This is a genomic window from Mycobacterium sp. E2497 (genome assembly GCF_001668695.1).
In the GTDB taxonomy this organism is placed as follows: Bacteria; Actinomycetota; Actinomycetes; order Mycobacteriales; family Mycobacteriaceae; genus Mycobacterium.
The window spans coordinates 13,742-28,828 of sequence record NZ_LZKD01000071.1 but is presented as its reverse complement, the minus strand read 5'-3'; the positions used below and the strand labels follow the sequence as shown (position 1 = coordinate 28,828).

Here is a 15,087-nt window from a genome sequence, read left to right as displayed (position 1 = left end):
CACACCCGGCCGCTGAGCTGGCCGGCCGACCGCGGCTGAGCGACTCGCTACCAACGAGATGTCGAACAGGGAGCGACCCGCCTATGACCACCGCAGAACCACCCGAGGTCTCCGACGACGACTTTCGGGAGATCCTCGCCCAGACCCGGCACTTCGTCCGCACCGCGGTCGTCCCGCGCGAACAGGAGATCCTGATCGAGGACCGGGTGCCCGACGATCTGCGCGACCAGGCCAAGAAGATGGGCCTGTTCGGGTACGCGATCCCCCAGCAGTGGGGTGGCCTCGGGCTGAACCTGATGCAAGACGTCGAGCTGGCCATGGAATTGGGCTACACCTCGCTGGCACTGCGATCGATGTTCGGCACCAACAACGGCATCGCCGGGCAGGTGCTGGTCGGCTTCGGCACCGACGAGCAGAAGGCCCGCTGGCTGGAGTCGATGGCGTCCGGCGACGTCGTCGCCTCCTTCGCCTTGACCGAACCCGGCGCCGGTTCCAACCCGGCCGGCCTGCGAACGAAAGCCGTTCGCGACGAGGATGATTGGGTGATCTCCGGGCAGAAGCGCTTCATCACCAATGCGCCCGTCGCCGATCTGTTCGTGGTGTTCGCGCGCACCCGGCCCGCGGATGACCAGGGACCCGGAATCGCGGTGTTCCTGGTCCCGGCAGTGTCGCCGGGCGTCGAAGTCGGCGCCAAGGACGCCAAGATGGGTCAGGAGGGCGCGTGGACCGCGGACGTCACCTTCAACGATGTCCGCGTCGAGGGCGGCGCTCTCATCGGCGGAAGCGAGGACATCGGCTATCGGGCGGCGATGACCTCACTGGCCCGCGGCCGGGTCCACATCGCCGCCCTCGCGGTGGGCGCCGCTCAGCGCGCGCTCGACGAATCGGTCTCCTACGCCGCCACCGCGACGCAGGGCGGCACGCCGATCGGGCACTTTCAGTTGGTGCAGGCGATGATCGCCGACCAGCAGACGGGGGTGCTGGCCGGCCGCGCGCTGGTCCGCGAAGCCGCCCGCCTCTGGGTCTCGGGCGAAGACCGCAGGGTCGCGCCGTCGGCGGCCAAACTGTTCTGCACCGAAATGGCCGGCAACGTCGCCGATCTCGCGGTGCAGATCCACGGCGGCAGCGGCTACATGCACGGCGTCCCGGTCGAGCGCATCTACCGCGACGTGCGACTGCTGCGGCTGTACGAGGGCACCAGCGAGATTCAGCGACTGATCATCGGGTCCAATCTCATCAAGGCGGCACAGCGTTGACGGGGTGGCCGAACCCAGTAAAGGAGCAGCTATGAGCGGAAAGCTTGCAGGCAGAGTCGCATTCATCACCGGAGCGGCGCGCGGGCAGGGCCGGGCGCACGCGGTTCGCCTCGCGCGCGAGGGGGCCGACATCATCGCCGTCGACATCGCCGGCAAGCTCCCGTCCTGCGTCCCCTACGATCCGGCGACTCCCGACGACCTGGCCGAGACCGTTCGCCTGGTTGAGGAAACGAACCGTCGGATCATCGCCTCGGTGGTGGACACGCGGGATTTCGACGCGCTTCGCCGGGCCGTCGAGGACGGCGTCGCCGCGTTCGGGCGGCTGGACATCATCGTCGCCAACGCCGGCGTCGCGGCTCCGCAGGCCTGGAACGACATCACGCCGGAGAACTTCCGCGATGTCATGGACATCAACGTCACCGGCACCTGGAACACCGTGATGGCCGGCGCGGACAAGATCATCGAGGGCGGGCGGGGCGGATCCATCATCCTGATCAGCTCCGCGGCCGGCATGAAGATGCAGCCGTTCATGATTCACTACACCGCCAGCAAGCACGCCGTCACCGGGATGGCGCGGGCTTTCGCGGCCGAGCTGGGCAAGCATTCGATCCGGGTCAACAGCGTGCACCCCGGCCCGGTGAACACTCCGATGGGGACAGGCGACATGGTCGCGGCCGTGGCCAACACGATGGAGACCAACCCGCAGCTGTCGCACGTGCTCACGCCGTTCCTGCCGGACTGGGTTGCCGAGCCCGAGGAGATCGCCGACACCGTGTGCTGGCTGGCCAGCGACGAATCCCGCAAGGTCACCGCGGCCAGGATCCCCGTCGACCAGGGGTCGACGCAGTACTGATCGGCAGCTCGGGAATAGATTCGCGGCATCGGCGCTTGCAGGCCACATGAAAGCCTTCACCGAGAGCGAACGTCAGGAGTTCTTGGCCGCCACGCACGTGGCGGTGCTGTCCGTCGACGCCGACGGCCGGCCGCCGGCCAGTGTTCCCATCTGGTACGACTACACCCCCGGTGGGGACATCCGGATCATGACCGGGGCGGCCAGCCGCAAGGCCCGACTGATCGATCGGGCCGGCAAGGTGACGCTGGTGGTCCAGCGCGAGGAGGTGCCGTACCAGTACGTGGTGGTCGAGGGCACCATTGTCGACACCGCCAAGCCCGCACCGGCCGACGTTCAGGAGGCCGTCGCCGTCCGCTACCTCGGCGAGGAGGGCGGGCGGGCGTTCATCCGCAGCATGGAGGGTGTGGAAGAGGTCATGTACACCATCCGCCCGGACCGCTGGACGAGCGCGGACTTCACCGGCGACCTCTGAGGCGTCAGCCGATCAGCTCCAGCGTCCCCAGCTCGCGGATCGCCTGACAGCCGCGGCCGAGCATGGCCAGCACCATGTCGTCGCCGCGCTCGGTCGCGGCGGCGAACGCGAACCCCAGCGCCGAAATCAGCGGTGCCTGCAGTACCCCGAGTCGATAATCACGCCAACACGTTTCGGCGTCGTAACCGGTGACACCGCCCACCGTCAGAGCGCGATGGTAGTCGGCGACCAGCTGTTCTTCGATGCTCGCGCGCAGTTGGGGGCTGAGACTGGTCGCGGTGAAGTAGGCGAGGTCCCTGGCCGGCAATCCGACGCCGAGCGTCTGCCAGTCGACCACGCTGACCCGGGTTAGGTCCGGATCGAACAGCAGGTTGTCCAAACGATAGTCGCCGTGCAGCAGCGCGAACCGGTCGTATTCGGAAAGCAGCCACGGCGTGATCAATCCCATTGCGGTGCTGAAGGTATCGCGATCTTGAGCGCTCATCCGATCGCCCAACTTGTCCAGCGTGATGTCAGCACTCATCTTCGCCACCTCGCCCATGCCGCCCGCGCCCGCTTCATCCGGCCTGCCGAACGCGATGCCCGCGAAATCCAGCCAGACCGGATCGCACCAGCTGGGCGCGTGCAGGCCGGCCAGGGCGGTGACCGCGAGGCGCGCTTCTCGCTCCCCGCACCCCGCGAGCTGATCGCCCTGGACCGCGGGGGCCTGATCGGCGAGCAGCAACGCGAATTCCATGGCATCCTCGGTGATCTCGGAGTAGAAGCAGCGCGGCGTCGGCACCTGCACCCGGTCCGCGACACACGAGTAGAACGCGCATTCGCTGCGATATCCGATGACCACCCGGTCGCGCACCGTGTCGTCCTGCGCCGGCAGCTTGATGACGAACGTGTGCGGCAGGTCGCCGGGATCCGTCGCGTATCGCGCGGAGACCCGGTAGGTTGCGCCGGTCTGCCCGGTGCCGATGGCGACCACGTCGACGTCGGCAACCTGCACGGATGTGCCACGCTGACTGAGCGCGGCCGACAACCACTCCGGTGTCACGTCGCCGGGATACCGCGGAATCGACACCACAGCACTCATGAAACAGCACGCCTCCTGTACCCGGACCGCCCCGTCCGACTGACAAACTGTAAGGCATACCGCAAGAGCCGCGGTCGGCAACGGTGAGCTAGTCGGCGAGAATCCGCCATTCGGCGGCCTCGCGCTGCCGGCGCCAGAACTCATCGAAACGCCCACCCGCCGCGAGTAATTCGGCCACCGTTCCATCCTCGATCACCCGGCCCTCGTCGAGGAACAGGACGCGGTCGGCGTGGCCGATACTGGCCAATCGGTGCGCGACGATCACCTGGGTGCGCGACCGCGGGTCGAGCGTCAGCGCATCGACCACCGCGGCCTCGTTTTCGGTGTCCAACGCGCTGGTCGCCTCGTCGACCAACAATATCGGCGCCGGCTTGAGCAGCGCCCGCGCGATGCTGACCCGTTGGCGTTCACCGCCGGACAGCGCCGAGCCAGCCTCGCCGACCACCGTGGCAGCGCCCTCGGGCAGTCGCGCAATGAGTTCGTCGACGCGGGCCAGCGCCACGGCCCGGGCGAACTGCTCCTCGCCGGCGCCCGGATCGCCGGCCAACACGTTGTCACGGATCGACCCGTGAAAAAGGTACGGATGCTGAAACACGACAGCGCTCGCCGCCCGCCGCGAGTCGGCGTCCAGCGACACCGCGTCGACGCCGTCGATCAAGACGCGGCCGCGACCGGGTTCGTGCAGGCCGGCGATCAGGCCCAGGATGGTGCTCTTGCCCGATCCCGACGGCCCGACGATCGCCGTCGTGCTGCCCGGCTCCAAGGTGAAGCTCACCCCGTCGAGCACCGGTGCGGTCGCGCCGTCATAGCTGAACGTGACGTCGTCGAACTCGATGCGGGGCGCCGCGGCGCTGGGCAACGTGGCGGTCCCGGCGTTCATCAGCGGCGACGTGAGGACGGCGCGAATGCGGCCGAGCGTCGCGCGGGTGCTCTCCAACGCCGGTGCCAGCTCGCTGATCGCGGTGAACGGCTCCAGGTAGCGCACGATCACCACGATGAGGGCGATCGCTTCAGGGACGGTGACGGTCCTGTCCACGGTCATCACCGCGGTCGCCCCGGCCAGCAGGATCAGCGACAGCTGGCTGGCGAGGCTGAACAGCAACTGGCCGGGAACCTGCATGGACAGCAACCGCATGGTCGCCCCGTGCTGCGCGGTCAGCGCGTCGCCGACCAGACTGCGCGCCGGCTCGACCCGTCGCGCCGCCCGCAACGCCTGCTGGGTGCGGGCGAATTCGATGATCCGTTCGGTGAGCACGCTGTTGGCCTCGTCGGCCGCGGTATCCGCGCGCCTGGCCAGCCGCGCCGACGCCCACAGCGCACCCAGCAGCAGCGGTACACCGCCCAGCGCGGCCAGCCCGAGCTGCCAGGAGATCGGGAGCAAAGCCAGCCCGATGGCCGCGGGCAGCAGGATGGCGGAGGTCAACGGCGTCAGCAGGTTGACGACGAGACCGACCAGTTCCGGCCCGGTGGCGGCGATCGCCTGCCGCGCGGTCGCGGTGCGCTCGGCGGTGAACCACTCCAACCGCACCCGGGGCAACCGGTCCGCCACGTCGTGCTGGCTGTGATCGAGCACGGCAAAACCGAGTTCGAAGCCGATGCGCGCTGTCGCGGTGTCGATGACCCAGCCGATCACGGTGGCGGCGGTGAGCCACCCCAACCACACCAGTGCGCGCTCCGGGGCGTCGCCGAACAGGGCGCCCACCAGTGGCACCAGCAATACGGTCGCCGTTGCGCGTACCGCCGCGGAGGCCAGTGCGAGCGCGGTGTAGGCGATCACCCGGGCGCGACGATCCGCCGGAACCAGGCCCAACCACGTGCGGATCATCGCGCCCCCTCCCGGGCCGTCGCGACCACCCGATCCCGCCGGCCGCCGTCCCACAGCCGTCGGTAGCGGCCGTCGGCGGCCAGCAGCTCGTCGTGCGTGCCTCGTTCGGCGATCCGCCCGTGGTCGAGCACGACGATCTGGTCGGCGCCGGTGATGGTGTGCAATCGATGGGCGATCACCAACACGGTGCGGTCCTGGGCTAGCCGGTTGAGGGCTTGCTGGACAAGGTATTCCGACTCCGGATCGGCGAACGCGGTGGCCTCGTCGAGGATCAGCACCGGGGTGTCCGCCAGGATCGCGCGGGCGATGGTGAGCCGCTGCCGTTCACCGCCCGACAGTCCGGTGCCCGCTCCGAGCACGGTGTCGTAGCCGTCCGGCAATCGCATGATCCGGTCGTGGATCTGCGCCTGGCGCGCGGCCTCCTCGATTTGCGCCGCGGTGGCGTCCGGGACGGCCAGGGCGATGTTGTCCGCGACGGTGCCGTGCACCAGCTGGGTTTCCTGCAGGACGAACCCCACCTTCGTGTAGAGCTCATCAGCGGTCATCGACCGGATGTCCTGTCCGCCAATGCGTATGGCGCCGCTCTCGACGTCATGGAAGCGGGCGAGCAGGGCGGCCAGCGTCGACTTGCCGGACCCGGACGGCCCGACGAGTGCGGTGACCGTGCCCGGGCGCAGCGTCAGCGAGACCCCCCGTATCACCGGGACACCCGGTCGATAGCCGAAGCTGACGTCGTCGAACACCACCGTCGCCGACGGATCTGCGGACCCGTCCGGTTGACGCAGCGCCAGCTCGGGCTCGTCGAGCGTGTTCTGCAGGCGCCGGGCGGCCAGCATGCCCGCGCTGATGCCACCCATCCCGTAGGCGATGCCGAGCAGCCGCGCGCCGAACGTGGTGCCCAGCAACAGGAATGGCAGAAGGTTCATCGGGTTCATCCGCCCCGTGATGGTGAGCAGCGTGCCCGTGAGGGCGATGATCCACAGGAAGGTCGAGGGGCGGGTGACCAGGTCCATGAGCGTCTTCTTGCCGGCCAGTGGGCGTTGCCACGAGACCAGGAATTCGACGTAGGAGTCCAGGAGGCGCCGGAAGCCGGATGCGGCCGCGCCACCGAAGACGCGGATCACCGGCTGGCCCTCCAGGTAGGCGCCGGCCTCCCCGCTCATCTTCTCGGCCCAGCGCTGTGATTGCGCGATGCGCGGGCCCGACTGGATCGTGAGCGACGAGGTCAACGCCAGGTACACGACGACGGGCAGGAACAGCACGAGCGCGACGCGCCAGTCGACGACGAACAGGTAGATCAGCACCGCCACGGGCGCGATGATCGCCGCGACGGCATCGGGGATGGCGTGCGTGACCAGATAGTGCAGCGACAGCGTGTCGTCCTGCAGCAGCTGCTTGATCGAGCCCGATCCGCGCGCGGTGAACCAACCCAGCGGCAGGCGAGAGAGCTTGCGCAGCAACCGCGAACGCAGGTGCGCGGCGAACCGCGCGTCGACGACGTGCAGCCACAGCGTGAGCGCAGCACCGAGCACGGTGCCCGTTCCCAGTAGCGCGACGGCCACGATCCCGACGTCCCAGAGGCGTGTCGCGGGCGCCCCCGCCAGCAGCAGCCGGGCCAGCTCGACCAGCAACACGAACGGCGCCAGCTGCACCACCGTGATGACGGCCTGCAACACACCGGAGAAGATCAACGCCCAGCGCAGCGGCCCCAGCAATCGGCCGGCGCCCTGGGCACGCCACCTGCCGCGCGCCGCCGGCGCGGGTGCCGGGTCGACGGGCTGCGGCGTCGAAACCTGCTCGCGCACAGGGTCATCCGCAGGTTCCGGCTCATCGCCACGGCGCGTTCCCATCGCGCGGCCCGCGCTCCAGTAGGCCTGGGCGTGTACCTCGGACTTGGGAAAGCCGAATTCGTCGCGCAGCCGCGTCCGGACGTGCTTGAGGACGGTCGCCTCGGGCGTGGCCCAGGCGTACCAGTTGGACCAGTCCCGGTTCTCGATCGCCGCCGCAAGCGATGTCTCGTCACGCCGGGGCACCCAGTGCACGCGCAGCCGCGGGTGCCGCGCGACCGGGATCAGGACGTCATTCTCGTCGTGCTGCTCGAGATACATCTCGATCGGCACGTCGTCGGGGACGACTCCGATGATCCCGTTCATGCCCGGGATCGACGCCGAATCGCCGATCAGCAGATAGCCGGACGGCTGCTCGTCGGGCACATCGAAACGCGACGAGCCCATCAGCGCCATGACGGCGATCGTGGCGCCGGGTTGGACGGTGCGCGCCCACTTGGACGCCGGGCCGGCGGGCTCGTGCAGCACGATGTCGACGGCGAAGCGGCCGCTGGGGACGTCCGCCTCGGAGATCGTGTAGGCGCGCTGGAACTCGGTGCTGGATCCGTCCGGGTCTGGGAACCAGAACCGCAACCACGCGGCGGGTTCGGCATCCACGTCTTCGAACAATGTCGGTGACATCATCCGCACCCGCACGAAATGTGGTGCGATCGGGACGGTTTCGAGCACCGTTGCGGTGTGGTCGCGAGCGCCGAAGCTCCGCAACATCACACCCTGGAACCCGCGTGCCATCAGCGGTCCTTCCCCGCGGCACGCAGGGCCGCGACGACTTCACCGAGAGAACGGCCCGGCGGACCCTCCGCTCGATAAGTTACCGCAAAACTAAGGGTTGCCTTACCAAAGGTCAAACCAGGGTCGGCGGCGGGCGGCTAGTAGCCTGGTGGTGTGAGCGGTGAATCGTCGGCGTCGCCGGTATTGCTCTACGACGGGGTCTGTGGCGTCTGCAACTCGGCGGTTCAGACGATCCTCCGGTTCGACCCGAACGGCACCCTGCGCTTCGCGGCGCTCGACAGCGACTTCGCCCGGGCCGTCTTCGATCGGCATCCGGCTATCGGGAACGTGGATTCGATGGTTTTCGTCGACGAGCCCGGCCAGCCCACTGAACGCGTCGCCGTCCGGTCCGCCGCCGCCATGCGGGTGGTCGATTACCTCGGCGGGCCGTGGAAGCTGCTCCGAGCGGCCCGCGTCATCCCCACTCCCCTGCGCGACTGGCTCTACGACAAGTTCGCCGGCGTCCGCTATCGCATCTTCGGCAAACACGACACGTGTCCGTTGCCGCCACCGGAGGTTCGCGCGCGCTTCCTGGACGCTTAGTCCACGGCGAGGTCGGCCTCGGACTCCTTACGCTTCAACTCGGCGAGCTTGCGGTCCTCGGCGGCAAATTCGCGATGGTGAGCCGCCGATTCGCGGTGCACGTCGACATGCGACACGCCTTGTTCGACCGTCTCGTCCTGCACCCGTGCGACTTCTTCGTGCCTGAGGGCCGATTCCTCGAAGCTGCGCGCGGCCGACAGCCCGGCTTGGGCCGCGCGTTCGCGGGCCGCCGCGGCCCTGTCTTCGGCGCGCTCTACGTCCTTCGCAGTGAGGGCTTCCTCGAGTGGTTGGTTTCCGGTGGCCATGGCGTCTCCTCGTGTCCGTGCAGTGCATGTACCCCGCACGGACGGTTTGACGCCTGACGATCGCGATATCGGAGTGCGGGCGGAGGGACTCGAACCCCCACGCTCTTTCGAGCACCGGCACCTAAAGCCGGGGTGTCTGCCAATTCCACCACGCCCGCAGCGTGCCGATCGTACCGCTGAGGGCACGGACGGACGCGGTTGTGGTATGCCTCGACGAATTCGTCGGACCCAAATCGTGAGCGGTACCGTCAAGGGGTGTCCACTACCCGTCGTCGCAGGCCCGCGCTGATCGCCTTGGTGATCGTCGCGGCCTGCGGCTGCCTCGCGCTGGGCTGGTGGCAGTGGACCCGGTTCCAGTCGGTATCGGGCACGTTCCAGAACCTCGGCTACGCACTGCAGTGGCCGCTGTTCGCCTGGTTCTGCATATATGCGTATCGCAAATACGTGCGCTACGAAGAGATGCCGCCGGAACCCCGCCGCGACACCGGGCTCACCGAGATACCCGCCGGCCTGCTGCCCGAGCGCCCCGGGCCGATGCAACCACCGTCCGACGATCCCGCGCTGTCGGAGTACAACGCCTACCTGGCCGAGCTTGCCAAACAGGACACCGAGAAACAGAACAGGACCACCGCATGACCACACCGGAGACGCCCGAGGCGTCGGCGTCGGCATTCCCCGTCGAGAAGATCCGCACCGCGTTGCTCGGCTACCGGGTCATGGCGTGGGCGACGGGTCTGTGGCTGATCGCGCTGTGCTACGAGATCGTCTCGCACCTCGTCTTGCACCACGAGATCCGCTGGATCGAGGTGGTCCACGGCTGGGTGTACTTCATCTATGTGCTGACCGCGTTCAATCTGGCGGTCAAGGTGCGCTGGCCGATTGCCAAGACGATCGGTGTGCTGCTCGCCGGGACCATCCCGCTGCTGGGGATCATCGTCGAGCACTTCCAGACCAGGGACGTCAAGGCGCGCTTCGGGCTGTAGGGCTCGTACGCTGCCGGCCCGACGCTGCGAACGCCCTATGCCAGCTCGCGCAGCGCCGGTACCAGCAGCGCGAGAGCGCGACCGCGATGGGAGACGGCGTCCTTCTCCTCGGGGCTGAGCTCCGCCGCGGTGCGGTCGGAGCCGTCCGGCACGAAGACCGGGTCATAGCCGAAACCGCCATCCCCCCGCGGTTCTCGTGCGATGCTGCCGGTCCACTCGCCGCGGACGACGACCTCGCCGGCCGGCCCGGCTAGGGCGCAGGCGGACACGAACGCGGCACCGCGCCGCCCGTCGGGCACCTCACGCAACTGCGCCAGCAGCAGCGCGGTGTTCGCCGCGTCGTCGCCGTGCCGACCCGACCAGCGCGCCGACAGCACCCCGGGCATGCCGTTCAACGCGGCCACCTCCAGACCGGAGTCGTCGGCCACCGAAGCCAGGCCCGTCGCGGCGAAGGCGTCCCGCGCCTTGGCCAACGCGTTGTCTTCGAAGGTCGCGCCGTCTTCGGGCGCTTCGTCGAAGGGGGGAACGTCGCGAAGAGACACCAGCCTCAGCGCCGTCAAGCCGGCCGCGTCGAGCACCCGGCGCAATTCGGCCAGCTTCTTGGTATTGCGGCTGGCGACCAGCAACTCGGTCACCGGTTGGTCCGATCCATGCCGTCGCCTCCCCAAGAGCCACCCACGCGTACGACAACAAATTAGCCGGAATCGGCGGCGCCGCCTTCAGCCCGGCCTAGGTCCGACCATGACCTCCGACGTCGAAAGGCTTGACAGCCCCGCCGAGCGCGGCGCACTGTGATACACGTCATATGACCACTGGTCATACCAGGCAGAGAGGGACAGCTCATGACCACGAGGGACAAGTACACCGACGTGCCCTCCCCGTACTCGTGGGAGGTGCCCAGCACCGGCAACGCGCGCTTCACCTGGGAGTACGACGAAGGGCGCGCCCGACTTCTTTCCCTCTACCAAAAGGGAAAGGACAAGCAGTGGGATGCCCAGTCGCGCATCGACTGGGCGCAAGACGTCGACCCGATGAACCCGGTTGGGCTGCCCGACGAATTTCATCCGCTGTTCGGCAGCCCGGTGTGGGACGCCGCAGACGACGCACGTCGCGCCGAGATGCGCCAGCACTTCCAGGCCTGGCAGTTCTCGCAGTTCCTGCACGGCGAGCAGGGCGCGATGGTGTGCGCGGCCAAGATCGTCGAGGTCGTCCCGGACTTGGACGCGAAGTTCTACGCGGCCACCCAGACCATGGATGAGGCCCGACACGTCGAGGCGTTCTCGCGGTTCCTGCAGGAGAAGGTCGGGGTGGTCTACCCGATCAACAAGCACCTGACCGCACTGCTGGACGACACCTTGCACGACTCCCGCTGGGACATGCCCTACCTCGGCATGCAGGTGCTCATCGAGGGGCTTGCCCTCGCCGCCTTCGGGGTGCTGCGTGACATGGCGGCGCCCGACTCGCTGGCCAAGGGGGTGCTCGCCTACGTCATGCAGGACGAGGCCCGGCACGTCGCGTTCGGCCGCATCTCACTGAAGGACTACTACTCCGCGCTGACCGAGGCCGAGCGGGACGAGCGCGAAGAGTTCGTCGTGGACGCCTGCTACCTGATGCGCGACCGGTTCCGCGGCGAGGAGGTCTTCGAGACCCTCGGCCTGGACGTCCAAGCGTGCGCCGAGTGGGTCGACACGTCCCCGCTGATGATCCAGTTCCGGTCACACCTGTTCAGCCGCATCGTGCCGATCGTCAAGGACATCGGGCTGTGGGGCGAGAAGGTGCAGAAGGCCTTCCGGGACATGGGTGTCCACGACATGGCGGGCGTCGACATCGAGGCGCTGATGAAGGCCGACGAAGACCAGGCCGAGGCTCTGGACAAGGCACACGCCGAGATGGCCGACCGGGCCCTCGAGGTGGACCAGGTGATCGCGGCGGGCGCGAGCTGAGCCACCGGACGCTTCGGCGCTCCGTCGCCAACGCGGGGTGTCAGCTGCCGAAAGACTTGGGCGCCAGGCCACTCTCGGGCAACTCACCCGGATAAGGCAGTGCCAGCGCCTCGCGCTGGGCGGCGAACAACTTGTCGCAGGCGGCGAGCGCCACGTCGAGCAGTTTGTCCAGCGTCGAGCGCGGGAAGGTCGCGCCCTCGCCGGTCCCCTGCACCTCCACGAGTGTCCCGGTGTCGGTGGCGACGACGTTCATGTCGACCTCGGCCCGCGCGTCCTCCTCGTACGGCAGGTCCACCCGGATCCTGCCGTCGACCACCCCGACGCTGACGGCCGCGATGGCGCAGGACAACGGCCGGGGATCGGACAACTTGCCCGCTGCGGCCAGGTACGTCACGGCGTCGGCCAGCGCCACGAAGGCACCCGTGATGGCGGCGGTCCGGGTGCCGCCGTCGGCCTGCAGCACGTCGCAGTCGACGGCGATGGTGTTCTCCCCCAACGCCGCCAGGTCGATGCAGGCCCGCAGCGACCGGCCGATCAGCCTGCTGATCTCCTGGGTGCGGCCGGACAAGCGTCCCTTCACGGATTCGCGGTCGGAGCGCGTGTGGGTGGCCGACGGCAGCATCGCGTACTCGGCGGTCAGCCAGCCAAGACCCGATCCTTTGCGCCAGCGCGGCACCCCGTCGGTGACGCTGGCGGTGCACATGACCTTGGTGTGCCCGAACTCGATGAGCACCGACCCCGCTGGGTGCTCGGTGAATCCCCGGGTGATGACCACGGGGCGAAGCTCGTCGTCAAGGCGACCGTCTTCTCGTCTCGTCACGACGCCAACCCTAACGCGGGGTGCTCAGACCCTTTCGGAGCGGCGGATGTCGAACGTCTCGCCGCACACCACCGCATGCACGGGGCCGTCGAACTCGGCCTTGGCCTCGCTGATCACGTCCTCCCGCGAGGTCCACGGCGGGATGTGCGTCAGCAACAGTTCGCGAACGCCGGCCTGCGCCGCCGCCCGGCCGGCCTCGGTGCCCGACAGATGGAGCGCGGGCGGACGGTCCGGCGAATGCGTCCAGGAGGCTTCGCACAGGAAGACGTCGGCGTCCCGGGCCAGCTCGACCAGTTGCTCACACATGCCGGTGTCACCGCTGTAGACCAGCGAGGCGCCGGTGGAGTCGGTGATCCGCATGCCGTAGGACTCCGTCGGGTGGGCCACTACCCGCGGCGTCACCGTGAGCGAGCCGAGCGTGACCGGTTCGCCGTCGACCCAGTGCCGAACGTCGAAAATGTCTGAGCAGTCATCGATTTCGCCGCCGTACGGCGACGACGCCGCACCCAACCTCGACCAGGTGTCGCCGGGGCCGTACAACAGCGCCTTACCGTCCGGCCGCGACGGGTGGTAGCGCCGCCACACGAACAGGCCGGGCAGATCGAGGCAGTGGTCGGCGTGCAGATGGGACAAGAGCACGTGCACTGAGGCGGGATCGGCGTAGCGCTGGAGCGCGCCCAGCACGCCGCCGCCGAAGTCGATGACCATCGGCGGTGTATCCGGTGCCCGAAGCAGATAACCCGACGCGGGCGAATCCGGCCCCACCACGCTGCCCGAGCAGCCGAGCACGGTTATTCGCACGGACACTACTGTGCCATGCCCGGTAGGACCGTGACGAAAACATCGCCGCATTCGTGTGATGAGAATCTCGCCGCCATCAGCACTACTCAATTCTCACGTGGTGAACGGGTTGCACGCCGGTGACCGCGGGGCCCAGGAACCGCGCCGCCAACGCGGTGAACGCCTCGGGGTCGCCGGTCGCCTCGAAGACCCGTGTCGCGGGCGGGGCGTCATGAGGGCGCAGGAGCTCACGTTCGGTGAGCACCCGAAGCACCTCCTTGGCGGTTTCCTCGGCGCTCGACACCAGCGTCACGTGCTCGCCCATCGCGAGCTGGATCAACCCGGACAGCAGCGGATAGTGCGTGCACCCGAGCACCAGCGTGTCGACCTGCGCGCGCTGCAGCGGTTCGAGGTAGCCCTCGGCCAGCCCGAGCACCTGGCGCCCGCTGGTCACGCCCCGCTCCACGAAATCGACGAAGCGCGGACACGCCACGGCGGTGATCTCGGTATCGCGGGCGGCGGCAAACGCGTCCTGGTACGCGTGCGAGTTGATGGTGGCCTGCGTGCCGATGACGCCGATGCGGCCGTTGCGGGTCGTGGCGACCGCGCGACGCACCGCCGGCAGGATCACCTCGACGACCGGTACGTCGTAGCGTTCGCGCGCGTCCCGCAGGCATGCCGCCGACGCCGTGTTGCACGCGATCACCAACGCCTTGACCCCGCGCTCGACGAGGTCGTCCCCGATGGCAAGCGCATGCGCGCGAACCTCGGGGATGGTGAGCGGACCGTATGGCCCGTGGCCGGTGTCGCCGACGTAGACGATGTCCTCGTCGGGCAATTGGTCGATGATTGCCCGCGCGACGGTCAGCCCGCCGACGCCGGAATCGAAGATCCCGACGGGCGCCATCGGCGAGCTCATGTCTTGGGACGCGGCAACGCGGTGCCGGCTTTTCTCTTCGCGCGGGCCTTACGTTCCGGTGCGGACAACCAGTAGGCGGCGACGACGCCGGCGAGAGCACCGCACAGGTGCCCCTGCCACGACACCCCACCGCATCTGCCGAGCACCGGCATGGCGCCCAGCAGCACGCCGCCGTAGGCGAACAACACCACCAGCCCGATCGCGATGTCGGCGAACCTGCGCACGAAGATCCCGAACACGAGCAGGAAGGCCAGCCAGCCGAAGATCAGGCCGGAGGCCCCGATGTGGTCGGTCGGACCGCAGGCGCTGCCCACGTTGCCGATGAGCCAGGTGCCGAAGCCGCCCAGGATCCACACGATCGCAGTGGCCCAGATGAACCGGCTGAGACCGGCGAGCGCCATCAGGAAACCCAGCACCAACAGCGGGATCGTGTTGGCCATCAGATGCTGCCAGTTGGCGTGCAGGACCGGCGCGAAGATGATTCCCCACAGGCCGTCGGCTTCGAGCGGCCGGATGCCGTTCTCGTCCAGGGAATGCCCGGTCAGCTGGTCGATGAGCTCGATCAGGTAGAGCAGGGCGACGAAGGTGAGGATCGTCGTCCCGCCCACCACCCACGCGGGCCGCTTCGGCTGCTTGGCCGGTGCGCCGGGGCGTCCCTTGGGGGTGGTCTTACCCATAGCTGCAGGTTA

16 protein-coding genes and 1 tRNA gene are annotated in these 15,087 nt (G+C 68.6%); 7 read left to right on the top strand and 10 right to left on the bottom strand.

Going from position 1 to position 15,087, the window contains the following annotated elements; all coding sequences use genetic code 11:
• Nucleotides 1–83: 83 nt before the first annotated feature.
• Genes A5713_RS05530 through A5713_RS05520 form a run of 3 tightly spaced genes read left to right on the top strand, consistent with a single transcriptional unit; the run spans nucleotide 84 to nucleotide 2,581 of the window.
• On the top strand, nucleotides 84–1,256 hold the full coding sequence (locus A5713_RS05530; protein WP_068093416.1) for an acyl-CoA dehydrogenase family protein: 1,173 nt from the start codon (nucleotides 84–86) through the stop codon (nucleotides 1,254–1,256).
• Between the two features lie 31 nt (nucleotides 1,257–1,287).
• Nucleotides 1,288–2,109, top strand: coding sequence for a mycofactocin-coupled SDR family oxidoreductase (locus tag A5713_RS05525; RefSeq protein ID WP_067922432.1), 822 nt, complete (start codon nucleotides 1,288–1,290; stop codon nucleotides 2,107–2,109).
• Nucleotides 2,110–2,155: 46 nt separating this feature from the next.
• Nucleotides 2,156–2,581: a pyridoxamine 5'-phosphate oxidase family protein gene (locus A5713_RS05520; protein WP_068093414.1), complete on the top strand. Its 426-nt coding sequence runs from the start codon at nucleotides 2,156–2,158 to the stop codon at nucleotides 2,579–2,581.
• Nucleotides 2,582–2,585: 4 nt separating this feature from the next.
• Here A5713_RS05520 and A5713_RS05515 read toward each other — a convergent pair whose 3' ends face one another.
• The 3 genes from A5713_RS05515 to A5713_RS05505 all read right to left on the bottom strand — a co-directional run bounded on the left by A5713_RS05515 (nucleotide 2,586) and on the right by A5713_RS05505 (nucleotide 8,066).
• The gene (locus A5713_RS05515) at nucleotides 2,586–3,662 is read right to left on the bottom strand and encodes a phosphotransferase family protein (protein ID WP_068093411.1); all 1,077 of its coding nucleotides are present in this window, start codon (nucleotides 3,660–3,662) and stop codon (nucleotides 2,586–2,588) included.
• A gap of 88 nt (nucleotides 3,663–3,750) precedes the next feature.
• On the bottom strand, nucleotides 3,751–5,487 hold the full coding sequence (locus A5713_RS05510; protein WP_068093494.1) for an ABC transporter ATP-binding protein: 1,737 nt from the start codon (nucleotides 5,485–5,487) through the stop codon (nucleotides 3,751–3,753).
• The gene (locus A5713_RS05505) at nucleotides 5,484–8,066 is read right to left on the bottom strand and encodes an ABC transporter ATP-binding protein/permease (protein WP_068093409.1); all 2,583 of its coding nucleotides are present in this window, start codon (nucleotides 8,064–8,066) and stop codon (nucleotides 5,484–5,486) included. Before A5713_RS05505 ends, A5713_RS05510 begins: the two co-directional genes overlap by 4 nt.
• Before the next feature lie 153 nt (nucleotides 8,067–8,219).
• Here A5713_RS05505 and A5713_RS05500 point away from each other — a divergent pair, with 153 nt between their 5' ends.
• On the top strand, nucleotides 8,220–8,648 hold the full coding sequence (locus A5713_RS05500; protein ID WP_068093399.1) for a thiol-disulfide oxidoreductase DCC family protein: 429 nt from the start codon (nucleotides 8,220–8,222) through the stop codon (nucleotides 8,646–8,648).
• On the opposite strand, the gene A5713_RS05495 is transcribed toward A5713_RS05500, so the two are convergent.
• A complete protein-coding gene (locus A5713_RS05495; RefSeq protein ID WP_068093398.1) occupies nucleotides 8,645–8,953 on the bottom strand; it encodes a hypothetical protein in 309 nt (102 codons plus the stop codon). The two genes, A5713_RS05500 and A5713_RS05495, sit on opposite strands and share 4 nt — an antisense overlap.
• Nucleotides 8,954–9,027: 74 nt before the next feature.
• Nucleotides 9,028–9,111: transfer RNA gene (locus A5713_RS05490), tRNA-Leu, on the bottom strand.
• Between the two features lie 97 nt (nucleotides 9,112–9,208).
• On the opposite strand from A5713_RS05490, the gene A5713_RS05485 reads away from it, so the two are divergent.
• Together A5713_RS05485 and A5713_RS05480 are read left to right on the top strand one after the other, a co-directional pair.
• A complete protein-coding gene (locus A5713_RS05485) occupies nucleotides 9,209–9,589 on the top strand; it encodes a hypothetical protein (protein WP_068093395.1) in 381 nt (126 codons plus the stop codon).
• A complete protein-coding gene (locus tag A5713_RS05480; protein ID WP_067922452.1) occupies nucleotides 9,586–9,936 on the top strand; it encodes a DUF3817 domain-containing protein in 351 nt (116 codons plus the stop codon). The genes A5713_RS05485 and A5713_RS05480 overlap by 4 nt, the downstream gene beginning before the upstream one ends.
• A 35-nt stretch (nucleotides 9,937–9,971) precedes the next feature.
• Here the strand turns inward: A5713_RS05480 and rdgB are convergent, their stop codons facing one another.
• The gene (gene rdgB, locus A5713_RS05475) at nucleotides 9,972–10,571 is read right to left on the bottom strand and encodes an RdgB/HAM1 family non-canonical purine NTP pyrophosphatase (protein ID WP_068093392.1); all 600 of its coding nucleotides are present in this window, start codon (nucleotides 10,569–10,571) and stop codon (nucleotides 9,972–9,974) included.
• Nucleotides 10,572–10,778: 207 nt separating this feature from the next.
• Here rdgB and A5713_RS05470 point away from each other — a divergent pair, with 207 nt between their 5' ends.
• A complete protein-coding gene (locus tag A5713_RS05470; protein ID WP_068093389.1) occupies nucleotides 10,779–11,879 on the top strand; it encodes a ferritin-like domain-containing protein in 1,101 nt (366 codons plus the stop codon).
• 40 nt (nucleotides 11,880–11,919) lie between these two features.
• Here the strand turns inward: A5713_RS05470 and rph are convergent, their stop codons facing one another.
• The 4 genes from rph to A5713_RS05450 form a co-directional block, all read right to left on the bottom strand.
• Nucleotides 11,920–12,699: a ribonuclease PH gene (gene rph / locus A5713_RS05465; protein WP_068093387.1), complete on the bottom strand. Its 780-nt coding sequence runs from the start codon at nucleotides 12,697–12,699 to the stop codon at nucleotides 11,920–11,922.
• A 24-nt stretch (nucleotides 12,700–12,723) separates the two neighbouring features.
• A complete protein-coding gene (locus A5713_RS05460; protein WP_068093383.1) occupies nucleotides 12,724–13,506 on the bottom strand; it encodes a cyclic nucleotide-degrading phosphodiesterase in 783 nt (260 codons plus the stop codon).
• A 76-nt stretch (nucleotides 13,507–13,582) separates the two neighbouring features.
• Nucleotides 13,583–14,398 (bottom strand): glutamate racemase, encoded by an 816-nt coding sequence (murI, locus tag A5713_RS05455; RefSeq protein ID WP_067922467.1) that lies wholly within the window; start codon nucleotides 14,396–14,398, stop codon nucleotides 13,583–13,585.
• Nucleotides 14,395–15,075 (bottom strand): rhomboid family intramembrane serine protease, encoded by a 681-nt coding sequence (locus A5713_RS05450; protein ID WP_067922470.1) that lies wholly within the window; start codon nucleotides 15,073–15,075, stop codon nucleotides 14,395–14,397. Before A5713_RS05450 ends, murI begins: the two co-directional genes overlap by 4 nt.
• Nucleotides 15,076–15,087 lie beyond the last annotated feature (12 nt).